The organism is Vibrio cionasavignyae, from assembly GCF_050337155.1.
Classification (GTDB): Bacteria; Pseudomonadota; Gammaproteobacteria; order Enterobacterales; family Vibrionaceae; genus Vibrio; species Vibrio nomapromontoriensis.
Window position 1 is genome coordinate 43,235 of sequence record NZ_JAKJSR010000034.1, and the last position, 12,989, is coordinate 56,223.

Here is a 12,989-nt window from a genome sequence, read left to right on the forward strand (position 1 = left end):
CTCTTTTGTTTAAACCTTACTTAGAGTAAAGCTCGACGATCAAGTGTTCGTTAATGTCAGCAGATAGGTCAGAACGCTCAGGCATACGCTTGAATGTACCTTCCATCTTACCAGCATCTACTTCAATCCAAGTTGGTTTTTCACGTTGTTCAGCAACTTCTAGAGCAGCCTTAATACGAGCTTGCTGTTTAGCTTTCTCGCGGATAGTAACAACGTCGTTAGCCGAAACTTTGAAAGAAGGAACGTTTACAACTTTACCGTTAACTACGATAGCTTTGTGGCTAACTAGTTGACGTGCTTCTGCGCGAGTTGCGCCAAAGCCCATGCGGTAAACTACGTTGTCAAGACGACCTTCAAGAAGCTGAAGTAGGTTTTCACCCGTGTTGCCCTTAAGGCGAGCAGCTTCTTTGTAATAGTTACGGAATTGTTTTTCTAGAACGCCGTAGATACGACGAACTTTTTGCTTCTCACGAAGCTGAACGCCATATTCAGATAGACGACCGCGACGAGCGCCGTGTACACCTGGTGCGTTATCAATTTTACACTTGGTATCGATCGCACGTACACCAGACTTAAGGAATAAGTCAGTACCTTCGCGACGGCTAAGCTTCAGCTTAGGACCCAAATATCTTGCCATGATTCTTCTCCAATTATCCCAGAAACGTTATACGTTTATACGCGACGTTTCTTAGGTGGACGACAACCGTTATGAGGGATTGGTGTAGCATCAACAATGTTTGTGATGCGGAAACCAGCAGCGTTCAGTGCACGAACAGTAGATTCGCGACCTGGACCTGGACCCTTAACCATAACTTCCAAGTTCTTTAGACCGTATTCTTTCGCCATTTCAGCACAACGTTCAGCAGCAACCTGTGCAGCAAACGGAGTGGATTTACGAGAGCCACGGAAACCTGAACCACCTGCAGTAGCCCAAGCAAGAGCGTTACCTTGACGGTCAGTAATGGTTACGATTGTATTATTGAAAGAAGCATGAATGTGCGCTACGCCATCAGCAACTTGCTTGCGTACGCGCTTACGAGCGCGTGTTGGTTGTTTAGCCATTGTACTCTACCTTCCCGACTATTTCTTGATCGGCTTACGCGGACCCTTGCGGGTGCGAGCGTTGGTTTTAGTACGCTGTCCACGTAGTGGTAGACTGCGACGATGACGAAGACCACGGTAACAGCCAAGGTCCATAAGACGCTTGATGTTCATTGATACTTCACGACGTAGATCACCTTCTACAGTGTATTTTGCAACACCATCACGCAGTTGATCGATCTGTTCTTCATTTAGTTCACTGATCTTAACATCTTCAGCAATACCCACTTCAGCTAGAATAGCTTGAGAGCGAGTCTTACCGATGCCATAAATCGCAGTTAATGCGATTACAGCATGCTTTTGATCAGGAATGTTAATGCCTGCTATACGGGCCATTATTCACTCCATAGTGTATCGAAAAGAATTATCCGCAACAAAGCCCGTCTAGGATACGTTGCGGGATACTACTTCTTTTGCACGCAAAAGGTAGGTCGAGGAATATACTCGACCATACCTCATATTTCAAGTAAAAACTTCTGCTTAATTAGCCTTGGCGCTGTTTGTGCTTTGGCTCACTGCAGATCACTCGCACAACACCGTTGCGCTTAATGACTTTACAGTTACGGCAGATTTTTTTAACGGAAGCACGAACTTTCATTGCTAAACTCCGTAAATGAAATCTGAATTAGCGGCCGGAGCCCTTCAGATTTGCTTTTTTCAACACAGAATCATACTGTTGAGACATCAGATGAGTCTGTACCTGTGCCATGAAATCCATGATAACTACCACTACGATTAGTAGTGATGTGCCGCCAAAATAGAAACGTACGTTCCAAGCGACCATCATGAACTCGGGAATCAGACATATAAAGGTAATGTATAGCGCACCCGCTAGGGTTAATCTAGTCATTACTTTATCGATATACTTCGCTGTCTGCTCTCCTGGGCGGATACCGGGTACGAATGCACCAGACTTCTTCAAATTATCTGCTGTTTCTCTTGGGTTGAAAACCAACGCCGTATAGAAGAAACAGAAGAAAATTATCGCTGCAGCATAAAGCATTACATACAATGGTTGACCAGGGCTAAGAGCCAAAGACACATCAGTTAACCAACCGAATGCGCTGCTCTCACCATTTTGACCAAACCACTGAGCCAATGTTCCTGGGAACAGGATAATACTTGATGCAAAGATTGCCGGAATTACACCTGCCATGTTGATTTTCAACGGCAAGTGAGTACTTTGAGCTGCAAATACCTTACGGCCTTGCTGTCTTTTCGCATAGTTAACGACGATTCGACGTTGACCACGCTCCATGAACACTACAAAGTAAATAACTGCAAAAGCTAATACAGCAATAAACAACAAAAGAAGAACGTGCAGTTCACCTTGACGCGCTTGCTCGATTGTTTGACCGATTGCCGAAGGCAACCCAGCAACAATACCTGCAAAGATGAGAATAGAAATACCATTCCCGATTCCACGCTCTGTAATTTGTTCACCTAACCACATTAAGAACATGGTACCGGTTACTAAACTTACGGTCGCAATTAGCGTAAACATGGTTTGGTTGATAACAACCAGATTATTGACCATGTTTGGAAGGCCAGTTGCAATACCTATTGCCTGGAAAGTTGCAAGTACAAGCGTACCATAACGCGTATATTGGCTAATCTTACGACGCCCTGCCTCACCCTCTTTTTTGAGTTCGGCTAACGCTGGATGAACTACAGTTAGCAACTGGACAACAATAGATGCCGAAATATACGGCATGATGCCCAGTGCTAAAATAGATGCACGCTCTAGAGCACCACCGGAGAACATGTTAAACATTTCTACGATGGTACCTTTTTGCTGTTCGAACAAATCGGCAAGTACAGCCGCGTCAATACCAGGAATCGGCACAAAAGAGCCAGCACGAAACACGAGTAACGCACCAAGTACGAATAAAAGGCGCGACTTGAGCTCGTTTAAGCCACTTTTTGCACTGTTAAAATCTTGTCCTGGTTTCTTAGCCATCTGTACCTCATCCCTCGAGATTATTCCTCGATTTTACCGCCTGCAGCTTCGATTGCAGCTTTAGCACCTTTAGTCACGCGTAGACCTTTAACAGTCACAGCTTTCGTTAGTTCACCTGAAAGAACAACTTTTACAAATTCGATGTTCTTAGTGATAACGTTAGCCGCTTTAAGACTGTTTAGATCAACAACGTCACCTGTTACTTTCGCTAGCTCAGCTAGACGAACTTCAGCAGACACTAGGCTCTTACGAGAAGTGAAACCGAATTTAGGTAGACGCTGTTTCAAAGGCATTTGACCGCCTTCAAAGCCTGGACGAACACTGCCGCCAGAGCGTGATTTTTGGCCTTTATGACCACGACCTGCTGTTTTACCAAGGCCAGAACCGATACCACGGCCTACGCGCTTCTTAGAAGGCTTAGAACCCGCAGCCGGTGATAGAGTATTCAAACGCATTCTGATTACTCCTCAACTTTAACCATGTAGTAAACCTTGTTGATCATACCGCGTACACACGGAGTATCTTCAAGTTCTACTGTATGGTTGATTTTACGAAGGCCTAAACCTTTAAGACACGCTTTGTGCTTAGGTAGACGACCGATTGAACTCTTAGTTTGAGTCACTTTAATAGTATTAGCCATGGTTCTTACTCCGAAATCGATTCAACAGTTAGACCACGCTTAGCAGCTACCATTTCTGGTGACTTAACGTCTACTAGACCAGCAATCGTTGCGCGAACAACGTTGATTGGGTTAGTTGAACCGTAAGCTTTCGCTAATACGTTGTGAACACCTACAACTTCAAGTACTGCACGCATCGCACCGCCGGCGATGATACCAGTACCTTCTGCAGCTGGCTGCATGTAGATCTTAGAGCCCGAATGACGACCTTTCACCGCGTGGTGAAGAGTGCCTTCGTTAAGCGAAATCGTAACCATGTTACGACGTGCTTTTTCCATTGCTTTTTGAATCGCAGCAGGTACTTCACGGGCTTTACCGTAACCGAAACCTACACGACCGTTACCGTCACCAACTACTGTTAGTGCAGTGAAGCTCATGATTCGACCACCCTTAACCGTCTTAGAAACGCGGTTAACAGCGATTAGCTTTTCTTGCAAATCACTAGCTTGTTGTTGTTCTTTTGCCATCGTCCAACCCTACCTTAGAATTTCAGACCAGCTTCGCGAGCAGATTCTGCTAGCGCCGCTACTCGACCGTGGTATTGGAAACCAGAGCGATCGAATGCAACTGTAGAAACGCCTTTTTCAAGAGCGCGTTCTGCAATTGCTTTACCAATTGCTTGAGCTGCTTCGATGTTACCAGTGTTCTTAACTTGCTCACGGATCGCTTTTTCTACAGTAGAAGCGGAAGCGATGACCTCAGAGCCGTTTGATGCGATAACCTGAGCGTACACATGACGTGGAGTACGGTGTACAACTAGGCGAGTTGCACCCAGTTCTGCAATCTTACGACGCGCACGTGTAGCACGACGGATGCGAGATGCTTTCTTATCCATAGTGTTACCTTACTTTTTCTTAGCTTCTTTGGTACGCACATTTTCATCTGCGTAACGAACACCTTTGCCTTTATAAGGCTCAGGCTCACGGTAAGAACGAATGTCAGCTGCAACTTGACCTACTAATTGCTTATCGCAACCAGTAATGATGATCTCAGTTTGGCTAGGACACTCGGCTTTAATACCCGCTGGCAACTCGTGCTCAACTGGGTGAGAGAAACCTAGAGTTAGGCCTACAGCGTTGCCTTTAATAGCAGCACGGTAACCAACACCCTTAAGAGTCAGTTTCTTAGTAAAGCCTTCGGTAACACCAACAACCATGTTGTTAACTAGTGCACGAGCAGTACCTGCTTGTGCCCAAGCGTTAGCAACACCTTCTTTCGGTCCGAAAGTTAGGTTGTTCTCTTCCTGTGCAACAACTACTGCGCTGTTAAGAACGCGAGTAAGTTCACCTTTGCTACCTTTTACAGTAACTTCTTGGCCGTTTAGTTTCACCTCTACGCCAGCTGGAATAGCGACAGGTGCTTTAGCAACACGAGACATAGTCTACTCCTATTAAGCTACGTAACAGATGATTTCACCGCCAAGGCATGCTTTACGAGCAGCACGGTCTGACATCAGACCCTTGGAAGTAGATACGACAGCAATACCCAAACCACCCATTACAGATGGTAGCTCGTTGTTCTTCTTGTAAACACGAAGACCAGGACGAGATACACGTTTGATTTGCTCGATTACAGGTTTAGCTTGGAAGTACTTAAGTGTAACTTCTAGCTCAGGTTTTGTTTCGCCTTCAACAGCGAAATCTGTAATATAACCTTCAGCTTTTAGCAAAGCAGCAATTGCAACTTTAAGCTTTGAAGAAGGCATTTTAACAGCAACTTTATTTGCTGCCTGACCGTTACGAATACGGGTCAGCATATCCGAAATCGGATCTTGCATGCTCATATGATTTACTCCAAATGATTAAGTGGCAATTACCAGCTAGCCTTACGAAGTCCAGGAATCTCGCCTTTCATGCAAGCTTCGCGAACTTTAATACGGCTGAGACCGAACTTACGTAGGAAACCGTGTGGACGACCAGTTTGGTTGCAACGGTTGCGCTGACGTGATGCACTTGAATCACGTGGAAGAGATTGCAGTTTAAGAACCGCATTCCAACGATCTTCTTCTGATGCGTTAACATCGCTAATGATAGCTTTTAGCGCAGAACGCTTTTCTGCGAACTTAGCTACTAGCTTCGCGCGTTTTACTTCGCGCGCTTTCATTGATTGTTTAGCCATAACAGTAACCCTTCACCTTACTTACGGAATGGGAAGTTAAAGGCAGCCAGCAGAGCTCGGCCTTCCTCATCGTTTGCAGCAGACGTCGTAATAGTGATGTCTAGGCCACGAACACGGTCTACTTTATCGTAGTCGATTTCCGGGAAGATGATTTGCTCGCGAACGCCCATGCTGTAGTTACCGCGTCCGTCAAAAGACTTAGCGCTAACGCCACGGAAGTCACGTACACGTGGAAGTGCGATAGAGATTAAACGCTCTAAAAATTCCCACATACGTTCGCCACGCAAGGTTACTTTACAACCAATTGGGTAGCCTTCACGAATTTTGAAACCTGCAACAGATTTACGCGCTTTAGTGATAAGTGGCTTTTGACCAGAGATCGTTGCCATATCAGCTGCTGCGTTTTCTAGCAGTTTCTTATCGTTGATTGCTTCACCAACGCCCATGTTTAGGGTGATTTTCTCAATCCTAGGGACTTGCATGACGCTTGAGTAGCTGAACTCTTTGGTCAGTTCAGCAACTACAGACGACTTGTAGTAATCATGCAGTTTCGCCATAGTAGAACTCCAAATTACTTCTAATTAGTTAGAAACAGTTTCGCCGTTAGATTTGAAGAAACGAACTTTCTTGCCATCTTCGATACGGAAACCGATGCGGTCTGCTTTACCAGTAGCCGCGTTGAAAACTGCAACGTTAGAAGCATCAATAGCTGCTTCTTGTTCAACGATGCCACCTTGTTGACCTAGAGCCGGAACCGGCTTTTGGTGCTTCTTAACAAGGTTAATGCCTTCAACGATAACTTTACCGGTCGCTAGAACCTTAGTTACTTTACCTTTCTTGCCTTTATCTTTACCAGCAAGAACGATTACTTCGTCGTTACGACGGATTTTAGCTGCCATGTTGCCGCTCCTTACAGAACTTCTGGTGCTAGTGAAACAATCTTCATGAATTTCGCATTACGAAGTTCACGAGTCACTGGACCAAAGATACGTGTGCCGACTGGTTGCTCAGTAGTGTCGTTCAACAATACACAAGCGTTGCGGTCGAAGCGAATGACAGAGCCATCTGGACGACGTACGCCTTTACGGGTGCGAACTACCACCGCCTTCAGGACATCACCTTTTTTTACTTTACCGCGAGGAATTGCTTCTTTCACAGTAACCTTGATGACATCACCGATGTGTGCATAACGGCGGTGAGAGCCACCCAGAACCTTAATACACATTACTCTACGAGCGCCGGAGTTATCCGCAGCGTCGAGTGTACTTTGCATTTGGATCATGTTAGTGCTCCGCTAAATATTAAAAACTAGACCCTCTCGGGTCGGGCTGCCTCTTTAAAGGGATGCGAACTATACCACCCTTTTTTGAGATTGGGTAGACAAAAAATAAGCGGCCCCCAAATTAAATCGGAGCCGCTTGATTTTTAAGCAGAATTCTTAATTAAGATTTCGCTTTTTCTACGATGTTTACCAATGTCCAAGACTTCATCTTAGACAGTGGACGACATTCACGAACTTCAACAGTGTCGCCAATGCCACACTCGTTGTTTTCGTCATGTGCGTGTAGTTTAGTCGTACGCTTTACGAATTTACCGTAAATTGGGTGTTTAACCATGCGTTCGATTGCAACAACAATAGACTTATCAGCCTTGTTGCTAATTACACGACCTAGTTGGGTACGAATTTTGTCGCTCATTATGCGCCTGCCTTCTCAGTCAAAACAGTTTTCACACGTGCGATATCACGGCGTACAGCTTTAAGAGTATGAGTTTGCTGAAGTTGACCAGTTGCACCTTGCATGCGCAAGTTAAACTGTTCACGTAGCAAATTCAATAGCTCGGCGTTAAGCTCTTCAACGCTTTTTTCGCGTAGATCTTGTGCTTTCATCACATCACCTGCTTAGTTACAAATGTAGTTTTGAACGGCAGTTTGCGAGCCGCTAGGCGGAACGCTTCACGTGCCAACTCTTCAGGTACACCGTCCATTTCGTACATAACCTTTCCAGGTTGGATTTGGGCTACCCAGTACTCAACGTTACCTTTACCCTTACCTTGACGAACTTCAAGTGGTTTTTCTGTGATTGGCTTATCTGGGAACACACGGATCCAGATTTGACCTTGACGCTTCACGTGACGTGTCATCGCACGACGTGCCGCTTCGATTTGACGAGCAGTCAAACGACCACGGCCAACAGCTTTAAGACCGAATTCGCCGAAGCTTACATCAGTACCTTTAGCTAGACCACGGTTACGACCAGTCTGAACCTTACGGAACTTAGTACGTTTAGGTTGTAGCATCTGTCGACTCCTTACTTACGGCCTTTACGCTGCTTCTTAGGCTTATCGCCTTTCGGCTCTACTGCGTTAGCAGCTGGCATTCCGCCTAGAATCTCACCTTTGAAGATCCAAACTTTAATGCCGATCACACCGTATTGGGTGTGAGCCGAAGAAGTTGCGTAATCAATGTCAGCACGTAGAGTATGTAGAGGTACACGACCTTCACGATACCACTCAGAACGTGCAATTTCAGCGCCGCCTAGACGACCGCTTACTTCCACTTTGATACCTTTAGCGCCTAGACGCATAGCATTCTGAACCGCGCGCTTCATAGCACGACGGAACATAACACGACGCTCTAGTTGAGACGCGATGCTATCAGCAACTAACTTGCCGTCTAGCTCAGGCTTACGTACTTCAGCGATGTTAATTTGCGCTGGTACACCTGCGATTTTAGCTACAGCTGTGCGTAGCTTCTCAACGTCTTCACCTTTCTTACCGATAACAACACCAGGACGAGCAGTGTGAATAGTCACACGGATGCTCTTCGCTGGACGCTCGATAACGATGCGTGATAGAGACGCTTTTGCTAGTTCCTTAGTAAGAAACTGACGTACCTTGAAGTCGCCGTCTAGGTTGTCAGCGAAATCTTTGGTATTAGCAAACCATGTAGCATTCCAAGGCTTAACGATGCCAAGACGAATACCATTTGGATGTACTTTCTGACCCATTGCTTATCTCCTAGCTTTTAGCGATCTGCTACAACAACAGTGATGTGGCTTGAACGCTTCAAGATACGGTCGGCACGGCCTTTAGCACGAGGCATAATACGCTTCATGATAGGGCCTTCATCTACGAAGATTTTAGCGACATTAAGATCGTCGATATCTGCACCTTCGTTATGTTCCGCATTCGCGATTGCTGATTCTAGAACTTTCTTGATCAATTCAGCAGCTTTTTTGTTGCTGAAAGTAAGTAGTTCTAGCGCTTGATCCACGTTTTTACCGCGGATTTGGTCTGCAACTAAGCGAGCTTTCTGTGGAGAAATACGAGCAAAGTTATGTTTAGCGATAGCTTCCATCATCTACTCCTATTTCTTCTTAGCTTTCTTATCTGCAGCATGGCCGCGATAAGTGCGAGTTGGTGCAAATTCACCCAGTTTGTGACCGATCATTTCTTCGGTAACGAAAACTGGTACGTGCTGACGACCATTATGGACAGCGATGGTCAAACCGATCATAGTAGGTATGATCATTGAGCGACGGGACCAAGTCTTAACAGGCTTTTTGTCTCCGCTTTCCACCGCTTTCTCTACCTTCTTCAGCAAGTGTAGGTCAATAAAAGGACCTTTCTTGAGAGAACGTGGCATGGCGATTCCTCTTTATAGATTATTTATTACGACGACGTACGATGTACTTGTCAGTGCGCTTGTTCTTACGAGTCTTAAAGCCTTTAGTAGGCTGACCCCAAGGAGATACTGGATGACGGCCACCAGAAGTACGACCTTCACCACCACCGTGTGGGTGGTCTACCGGGTTCATTACCACACCGCGAACGGTTGGACGAACACCGCGCCAGCGGCTAGCACCAGCTTTACCTAGTTCACGTAGCATGTGCTCTGCATTACCAACTTCACCGAGCGTAGCACGGCCTTCTGATAATACTTTGCGCATTTCACCTGAACGTAGGCGTAGAGTTACATATGCACCATCGCGAGCGATAAGTTGTGCGTATGCACCTGCAGAACGAGCAATTTGTGCACCTTTACCAGGCTTCAGCTCAACACAGTGAACTGTAGAACCTACAGGGATGTTACGCATCGGCAGAGTGTTACCTGCTTTGATTGGCGCATCAACACCTGACTGGATAGAGTCACCCGCTTGGATGCCCTTTGGTGCGATAATGTAGCGGCGCTCACCGTCTGCGTACAGAACTAGAGCAATGTTTGCGCTACGGTTTGGATCGTATTCTAGGCGCTCAACTTTCGCTGGGATGCCATCTTTAGTACGTTTGAAGTCAATCAAACGGTAGTGATGTTTGTGACCACCACCGATGTGACGTACTGTGATACGACCGTTGTTGTTACGACCACCGTTCTTAGAGTTTTTCTCTAGAAGTGGTGCGTATGGCTTACCCTTGTGCAGGTCAGTGTTAACAACTTTAACAACGTGACGACGACCAGGGGAAGTCGGCTTACATTTAACAATAGCCATTCTTAACTACTCCTGTTATTCCGCGCCGCCAACAAAGTCAAGGTCTTGACCTTCAGCCAAAGTAACATACGCTTTCTTAACGTCGCTGCGGCGACCTTGGCGTAGACCTTGGCGTTTAGTCTTACCCTTAAGAATAAGAGTATTTACAGACTTAACTTCAACTTCAAATAGCTTTTCAACAGCTGCTTTGATCTCTTTCTTCGTTGCATCTTTTGCTACTTTGAAAACGATAGTGTTCGCTTTCTCTGCAGCCATAGTTGCTTTCTCAGAAATGTGCGGAGCACGTAGAACTTTTAGGATACGCTCTTCAGTGATCATGCTAGCATCTCCTCAACTTGCTTAACTGCGTCAGCAGTCATTAGAACCTTGTTGAAGCCGATTAGACTTACTGGATCAATCGCAGCAACGTCACGAGCATCAACTTTGTAAAGGTTACGAGCAGCTAAGAATAGATTCTCATCTACTTCGCTAGTCACAATAAGAACGTCCGAAAGCTCAAGTTCATTAAGCTTAGCAATTAGCTCTTTTGTTTTTGGTGCTTCAACTGAGAAGTTGTCTACAACAACTAGACGCTCTTGACGAACAAGCTCAGAAAGAATGCTTTTCATAGCACCGCGGTACATTTTTTTGTTTACTTTTTGGCTGTGATCTTGTGGTTTCGCAGCAAAAGTAACACCACCTGTACGCCAGATTGGGCTACGAATTGTACCAGCACGCGCGCGGCCAGTACCTTTTTGACGCCATGGCTTAGCGCCACCGCCAGATACTTCAGAACGAGTCTTTTGAGCACGAGTACCTTGACGAGCACCTGCTGCATAAGCAACAACTACTTGGTGTACAAGAGCTTCGTTGAAGTCACGTCCGAAAGTAGTCTCGGAAACAGTTAGTGCATCAGCACCTTTAACCATCAATTCCATTACTTACTCCTAGACGTTATGCTTTAATAGCTGGTTTAACGATCACGTTGCCGCCTGTTGAGCCTGGTACTGCACCTTTAATAAGGAGCAAACCGCGCTCAGCGTCAACACGTACGATCTCTAGGTTTTGAGTCGTTACACGCTCAGCACCCATGTGACCTGCCATTTTCTTGCCTTTAAATACGCGACCTGGAGTTTGGCATTGACCAATTGAACCCGGTGCACGGTGAGACAAGGAGTTACCGTGAGTCATATCTTGAGTAGAGAAGTTCCAACGCTTAACAGCGCCTTGGAAGCCTTTACCTTTAGATGTACCAGTAACGTCTACTTTTTTAACGTCGTTGAATAGTTCTACATTTAGCTCAGCGCCAAGTTCAAACTCTTCGCCGTTTTCCAAACGGAATTCCCAAAGACCGCGACCTGCTTCAACACCTGCTTTCGCAAAGTGGCCAGCTTCTGGCTTAGAAACACGGCTAGCTTTCTTCTCACCTGCAGTGATTTGGATTGCTGCATAACCGTCAGTCTCAAGTGATTTAACTTGAGTTACACGGTTCGCTTCAACCTCAACAACTGTTACAGGGATAGAAACGCCTTCTTCGGTAAATACGCGGGTCATACCCACTTTACGTCCGACTAGACCAATCATTATTCTTATCTCCCTTAACCTAGGCTGATTTGAACATCAACGCCAGCAGCAAGATCAAGACGCATTAGAGCATCAACAGTTTTATCTGTTGGCTCAACGATGTCGATCAAACGCTTGTGAGTACGAATTTCGTACTGATCACGTGCATCTTTGTTGACGTGTGGAGAGGTAAGAACAGTGAAACGCTCTTTACGAGTAGGAAGTGGAATAGGACCACGAACCTGTGCGCCGGTACGCTTAGCTGTTTCAACGATTTCCGCAGTAGACTGATCGATTAGCTTGTAATCAAAAGCCTTTAGGCGGATACGAATACGTTGGTTCTGCATGAGACAGAGCTCCAAAATTAATTATTACACAAACAATATCGCCACTCATACTCGCTAAGGCGAGAGAATGTCGATTGATTTATGTGAAACCGTAGCATTCTAATTGAATGCATTGTCAGCTAATTTTCGATTAACCTAAATCTGTTTTAGTGTGTAAACGCTAAAACATAAGGGTTAATTGTATTAACTGCGAACATAAGCTGAGTCTACGTTACTAAACATCTACGTGAGTAGGCGTTTACTCCTCAGTGCTCATTGGTTCACAACTGGCTAGGCCAGAGCGCGCTATTATACAGAACAAGTTAGGAGTTGCAATAGGTGAAGGGAAATTAATCAATGGGTGGTTGTTTGGGTGTGGATAAAGAAAACCAAAACAGAGTCTGATGGATTGATAAATGAATAAATTAGGCTATTCATTCAATAACATAGAGCCGAAAGGAACAGAAGAAAATGACGACATACGACAATAGGCCAATAAAAAGAGGAGCCTAAGCTCCCCTTTTTTAGTGCGGTATTCGCAAGATTTTGCTAAAAATTAAGCAAAGATCTTAGCAACAACACCAGCGCCTACTGTACGGCCACCTTCACGGATAGCGAAACGTAGACCTTCGTCCATTGCGATTGGAGCGATTAGCTCAACAACCATTTGGATGTTGTCGCCAGGCATTACCATTTCTACGCCTTCTGGTAGAGAGATATCACCAGTTACGTCAGTTGTACGGAAGTAGAACTGTGGACGGTAGCCTTTGAAG

Annotated in this window: 27 protein-coding genes; all 27 read right to left on the minus strand. The window is 45.5% G+C overall.

Features of this window, described 5'->3' with window-relative positions; translation table 11 throughout:
• Positions 1–16 precede the first annotated feature (16 nt).
• Positions 17–637, minus strand: coding sequence for a 30S ribosomal protein S4 (rpsD, locus tag L4D74_RS23190; RefSeq protein ID WP_265677369.1), 621 nt, complete (start codon positions 635–637; stop codon positions 17–19).
• A gap of 35 nt (positions 638–672) precedes the next feature.
• A complete protein-coding gene (gene rpsK, locus L4D74_RS23195) occupies positions 673–1,062 on the minus strand; it encodes a 30S ribosomal protein S11 (RefSeq protein ID WP_001118870.1) in 390 nt (129 codons plus the stop codon).
• 18 nt (positions 1,063–1,080) lie between these two features.
• Entirely contained in the window at positions 1,081–1,437 is a 357-nt protein-coding gene (gene rpsM / locus L4D74_RS23200) for a 30S ribosomal protein S13 (protein ID WP_102471324.1), read from the minus strand.
• A gap of 148 nt (positions 1,438–1,585) precedes the next feature.
• Positions 1,586–1,699, minus strand: a complete 114-nt coding sequence (gene rpmJ / locus L4D74_RS23205; protein WP_000868186.1) for a 50S ribosomal protein L36 — start codon at positions 1,697–1,699, stop codon at positions 1,586–1,588.
• Between the two features lie 27 nt (positions 1,700–1,726).
• Entirely contained in the window at positions 1,727–3,061 is a 1,335-nt protein-coding gene (secY, locus tag L4D74_RS23210; protein ID WP_250619388.1) for a preprotein translocase subunit SecY, read from the minus strand.
• A gap of 20 nt (positions 3,062–3,081) precedes the next feature.
• A complete protein-coding gene (rplO, locus tag L4D74_RS23215) occupies positions 3,082–3,516 on the minus strand; it encodes a 50S ribosomal protein L15 (RefSeq protein WP_102471326.1) in 435 nt (144 codons plus the stop codon).
• Positions 3,517–3,521: 5 nt separating this feature from the next.
• Positions 3,522–3,701: a 50S ribosomal protein L30 gene (gene rpmD / locus L4D74_RS23220; RefSeq protein ID WP_102471327.1), complete on the minus strand. Its 180-nt coding sequence runs from the start codon at positions 3,699–3,701 to the stop codon at positions 3,522–3,524.
• A 5-nt stretch (positions 3,702–3,706) separates the two neighbouring features.
• Positions 3,707–4,207 (minus strand): 30S ribosomal protein S5, encoded by a 501-nt coding sequence (rpsE, locus tag L4D74_RS23225; protein ID WP_265677366.1) that lies wholly within the window; start codon positions 4,205–4,207, stop codon positions 3,707–3,709.
• Between the two features lie 14 nt (positions 4,208–4,221).
• Entirely contained in the window at positions 4,222–4,575 is a 354-nt protein-coding gene (gene rplR, locus L4D74_RS23230) for a 50S ribosomal protein L18 (RefSeq protein WP_250619389.1), read from the minus strand.
• 9 nt (positions 4,576–4,584) lie between these two features.
• Positions 4,585–5,118 carry a 50S ribosomal protein L6 gene (gene rplF, locus L4D74_RS23235; protein ID WP_265677365.1) on the minus strand — a complete coding sequence of 178 codons (534 nt, stop codon included), beginning with the start codon at positions 5,116–5,118 and terminating at the stop codon, positions 4,585–4,587.
• Positions 5,119–5,130: 12 nt separating this feature from the next.
• Positions 5,131–5,523, minus strand: coding sequence for a 30S ribosomal protein S8 (gene rpsH / locus L4D74_RS23240; protein WP_265677364.1), 393 nt, complete (start codon positions 5,521–5,523; stop codon positions 5,131–5,133).
• Between the two features lie 29 nt (positions 5,524–5,552).
• A complete protein-coding gene (rpsN, locus tag L4D74_RS23245) occupies positions 5,553–5,858 on the minus strand; it encodes a 30S ribosomal protein S14 (RefSeq protein ID WP_265677363.1) in 306 nt (101 codons plus the stop codon).
• 17 nt (positions 5,859–5,875) lie between these two features.
• Positions 5,876–6,415, minus strand: a complete 540-nt coding sequence (gene rplE / locus L4D74_RS23250) for a 50S ribosomal protein L5 (RefSeq protein ID WP_250619391.1) — start codon at positions 6,413–6,415, stop codon at positions 5,876–5,878.
• Positions 6,416–6,439: 24 nt separating this feature from the next.
• Entirely contained in the window at positions 6,440–6,757 is a 318-nt protein-coding gene (gene rplX / locus L4D74_RS23255; RefSeq protein WP_006075571.1) for a 50S ribosomal protein L24, read from the minus strand.
• Positions 6,758–6,768: 11 nt separating this feature from the next.
• Positions 6,769–7,140, minus strand: a complete 372-nt coding sequence (gene rplN, locus L4D74_RS23260; protein ID WP_017036074.1) for a 50S ribosomal protein L14 — start codon at positions 7,138–7,140, stop codon at positions 6,769–6,771.
• A 160-nt stretch (positions 7,141–7,300) separates the two neighbouring features.
• Positions 7,301–7,555 (minus strand): 30S ribosomal protein S17, encoded by a 255-nt coding sequence (gene rpsQ, locus L4D74_RS23265; RefSeq protein WP_265677362.1) that lies wholly within the window; start codon positions 7,553–7,555, stop codon positions 7,301–7,303.
• A complete protein-coding gene (gene rpmC / locus L4D74_RS23270; protein WP_102471336.1) occupies positions 7,555–7,746 on the minus strand; it encodes a 50S ribosomal protein L29 in 192 nt (63 codons plus the stop codon). The genes rpsQ and rpmC overlap by 1 nt, the downstream gene beginning before the upstream one ends.
• Complete coding sequence (gene rplP, locus L4D74_RS23275) at positions 7,746–8,156, minus strand: 50S ribosomal protein L16 (RefSeq protein ID WP_265677360.1); 411 nt, start codon at positions 8,154–8,156, stop codon at positions 7,746–7,748. Before rplP ends, rpmC begins: the two co-directional genes overlap by 1 nt.
• Positions 8,157–8,167: 11 nt before the next feature.
• Complete coding sequence (gene rpsC / locus L4D74_RS23280) at positions 8,168–8,866, minus strand: 30S ribosomal protein S3 (protein WP_265677359.1); 699 nt, start codon at positions 8,864–8,866, stop codon at positions 8,168–8,170.
• A gap of 17 nt (positions 8,867–8,883) precedes the next feature.
• The gene (gene rplV / locus L4D74_RS23285; RefSeq protein WP_102471339.1) at positions 8,884–9,216 is read right to left on the minus strand and encodes a 50S ribosomal protein L22; all 333 of its coding nucleotides are present in this window, start codon (positions 9,214–9,216) and stop codon (positions 8,884–8,886) included.
• Positions 9,217–9,225: 9 nt separating this feature from the next.
• A complete protein-coding gene (rpsS, locus tag L4D74_RS23290; protein WP_102471340.1) occupies positions 9,226–9,504 on the minus strand; it encodes a 30S ribosomal protein S19 in 279 nt (92 codons plus the stop codon).
• A 19-nt stretch (positions 9,505–9,523) separates the two neighbouring features.
• A complete protein-coding gene (rplB, locus tag L4D74_RS23295) occupies positions 9,524–10,348 on the minus strand; it encodes a 50S ribosomal protein L2 (protein ID WP_102471341.1) in 825 nt (274 codons plus the stop codon).
• A gap of 15 nt (positions 10,349–10,363) precedes the next feature.
• On the minus strand, positions 10,364–10,666 hold the full coding sequence (rplW, locus tag L4D74_RS23300; RefSeq protein ID WP_031495626.1) for a 50S ribosomal protein L23: 303 nt from the start codon (positions 10,664–10,666) through the stop codon (positions 10,364–10,366).
• Positions 10,663–11,265, minus strand: a complete 603-nt coding sequence (gene rplD / locus L4D74_RS23305) for a 50S ribosomal protein L4 (RefSeq protein ID WP_265677358.1) — start codon at positions 11,263–11,265, stop codon at positions 10,663–10,665. Before rplD ends, rplW begins: the two co-directional genes overlap by 4 nt.
• A 16-nt stretch (positions 11,266–11,281) precedes the next feature.
• Entirely contained in the window at positions 11,282–11,911 is a 630-nt protein-coding gene (gene rplC, locus L4D74_RS23310) for a 50S ribosomal protein L3 (RefSeq protein WP_265677357.1), read from the minus strand.
• Positions 11,912–11,925: 14 nt separating this feature from the next.
• Positions 11,926–12,237 carry a 30S ribosomal protein S10 gene (rpsJ, locus tag L4D74_RS23315; protein ID WP_005417222.1) on the minus strand — a complete coding sequence of 104 codons (312 nt, stop codon included), beginning with the start codon at positions 12,235–12,237 and terminating at the stop codon, positions 11,926–11,928.
• Positions 12,238–12,772: 535 nt separating this feature from the next.
• The coding region (locus tag L4D74_RS23320; RefSeq protein ID WP_489686470.1) for an EF-Tu C-terminal domain-related protein at positions 12,773–12,989 on the minus strand (217 nt) is incomplete at its 5' end.

What these genes read in the sequence shown, in the direction of transcription:
- rplP (WP_265677360.1), bottom strand. Translation starts at nt 8,156, where the DNA reads ATGCTACAACCTAAACGTACTAAGTTCCGTAAGGTTCAGACTGGTCGT.
- rplO (WP_102471326.1), bottom strand. Translation starts at nt 3,516, where the DNA reads ATGCGTTTGAATACTCTATCACCGGCTGCGGGTTCTAAGCCTTCTAAG.
- rpsC (WP_265677359.1), bottom strand. Translation starts at nt 8,866, where the DNA reads ATGGGTCAGAAAGTACATCCAAATGGTATTCGTCTTGGCATCGTTAAG.
- secY (WP_250619388.1), bottom strand. Translation starts at nt 3,061, where the DNA reads ATGGCTAAGAAACCAGGACAAGATTTTAACAGTGCAAAAAGTGGCTTA.
- rplN (WP_017036074.1), bottom strand. Translation starts at nt 7,140, where the DNA reads ATGATCCAAATGCAAAGTACACTCGACGCTGCGGATAACTCCGGCGCT.
- rplC (WP_265677357.1), bottom strand. Translation starts at nt 11,911, where the DNA reads ATGATTGGTCTAGTCGGACGTAAAGTGGGTATGACCCGCGTATTTACC.
- rpsK (WP_001118870.1), bottom strand. Translation starts at nt 1,062, where the DNA reads ATGGCTAAACAACCAACACGCGCTCGTAAGCGCGTACGCAAGCAAGTT.
- rplR (WP_250619389.1), bottom strand. Translation starts at nt 4,575, where the DNA reads ATGGATAAGAAAGCATCTCGCATCCGTCGTGCTACACGTGCGCGTCGT.
- rpsH (WP_265677364.1), bottom strand. Translation starts at nt 5,523, where the DNA reads ATGAGCATGCAAGATCCGATTTCGGATATGCTGACCCGTATTCGTAAC.
- rpsQ (WP_265677362.1), bottom strand. Translation starts at nt 7,555, where the DNA reads ATGAGCGACAAAATTCGTACCCAACTAGGTCGTGTAATTAGCAACAAG.
- rpsS (WP_102471340.1), bottom strand. Translation starts at nt 9,504, where the DNA reads ATGCCACGTTCTCTCAAGAAAGGTCCTTTTATTGACCTACACTTGCTG.
- rpsN (WP_265677363.1), bottom strand. Translation starts at nt 5,858, where the DNA reads ATGGCTAAACAATCAATGAAAGCGCGCGAAGTAAAACGCGCGAAGCTA.
- rplB (WP_102471341.1), bottom strand. Translation starts at nt 10,348, where the DNA reads ATGGCTATTGTTAAATGTAAGCCGACTTCCCCTGGTCGTCGTCACGTT.
- rplW (WP_031495626.1), bottom strand. Translation starts at nt 10,666, where the DNA reads ATGATCACTGAAGAGCGTATCCTAAAAGTTCTACGTGCTCCGCACATT.
- rplV (WP_102471339.1), bottom strand. Translation starts at nt 9,216, where the DNA reads ATGGAAGCTATCGCTAAACATAACTTTGCTCGTATTTCTCCACAGAAA.
- rplE (WP_250619391.1), bottom strand. Translation starts at nt 6,415, where the DNA reads ATGGCGAAACTGCATGATTACTACAAGTCGTCTGTAGTTGCTGAACTG.
- rpsD (WP_265677369.1), bottom strand. Translation starts at nt 637, where the DNA reads ATGGCAAGATATTTGGGTCCTAAGCTGAAGCTTAGCCGTCGCGAAGGT.
- rpsE (WP_265677366.1), bottom strand. Translation starts at nt 4,207, where the DNA reads ATGGCAAAAGAACAACAACAAGCTAGTGATTTGCAAGAAAAGCTAATC.
- rpmD (WP_102471327.1), bottom strand. Translation starts at nt 3,701, where the DNA reads ATGGCTAATACTATTAAAGTGACTCAAACTAAGAGTTCAATCGGTCGT.
- rpsM (WP_102471324.1), bottom strand. Translation starts at nt 1,437, where the DNA reads ATGGCCCGTATAGCAGGCATTAACATTCCTGATCAAAAGCATGCTGTA.
- rpmJ (WP_000868186.1), bottom strand. Translation starts at nt 1,699, where the DNA reads ATGAAAGTTCGTGCTTCCGTTAAAAAAATCTGCCGTAACTGTAAAGTC.
- rplD (WP_265677358.1), bottom strand. Translation starts at nt 11,265, where the DNA reads ATGGAATTGATGGTTAAAGGTGCTGATGCACTAACTGTTTCCGAGACT.
- rpsJ (WP_005417222.1), bottom strand. Translation starts at nt 12,237, where the DNA reads ATGCAGAACCAACGTATTCGTATCCGCCTAAAGGCTTTTGATTACAAG.
- rpmC (WP_102471336.1), bottom strand. Translation starts at nt 7,746, where the DNA reads ATGAAAGCACAAGATCTACGCGAAAAAAGCGTTGAAGAGCTTAACGCC.
- rplX (WP_006075571.1), bottom strand. Translation starts at nt 6,757, where the DNA reads ATGGCAGCTAAAATCCGTCGTAACGACGAAGTAATCGTTCTTGCTGGT.
- rplF (WP_265677365.1), bottom strand. Translation starts at nt 5,118, where the DNA reads ATGTCTCGTGTTGCTAAAGCACCTGTCGCTATTCCAGCTGGCGTAGAG.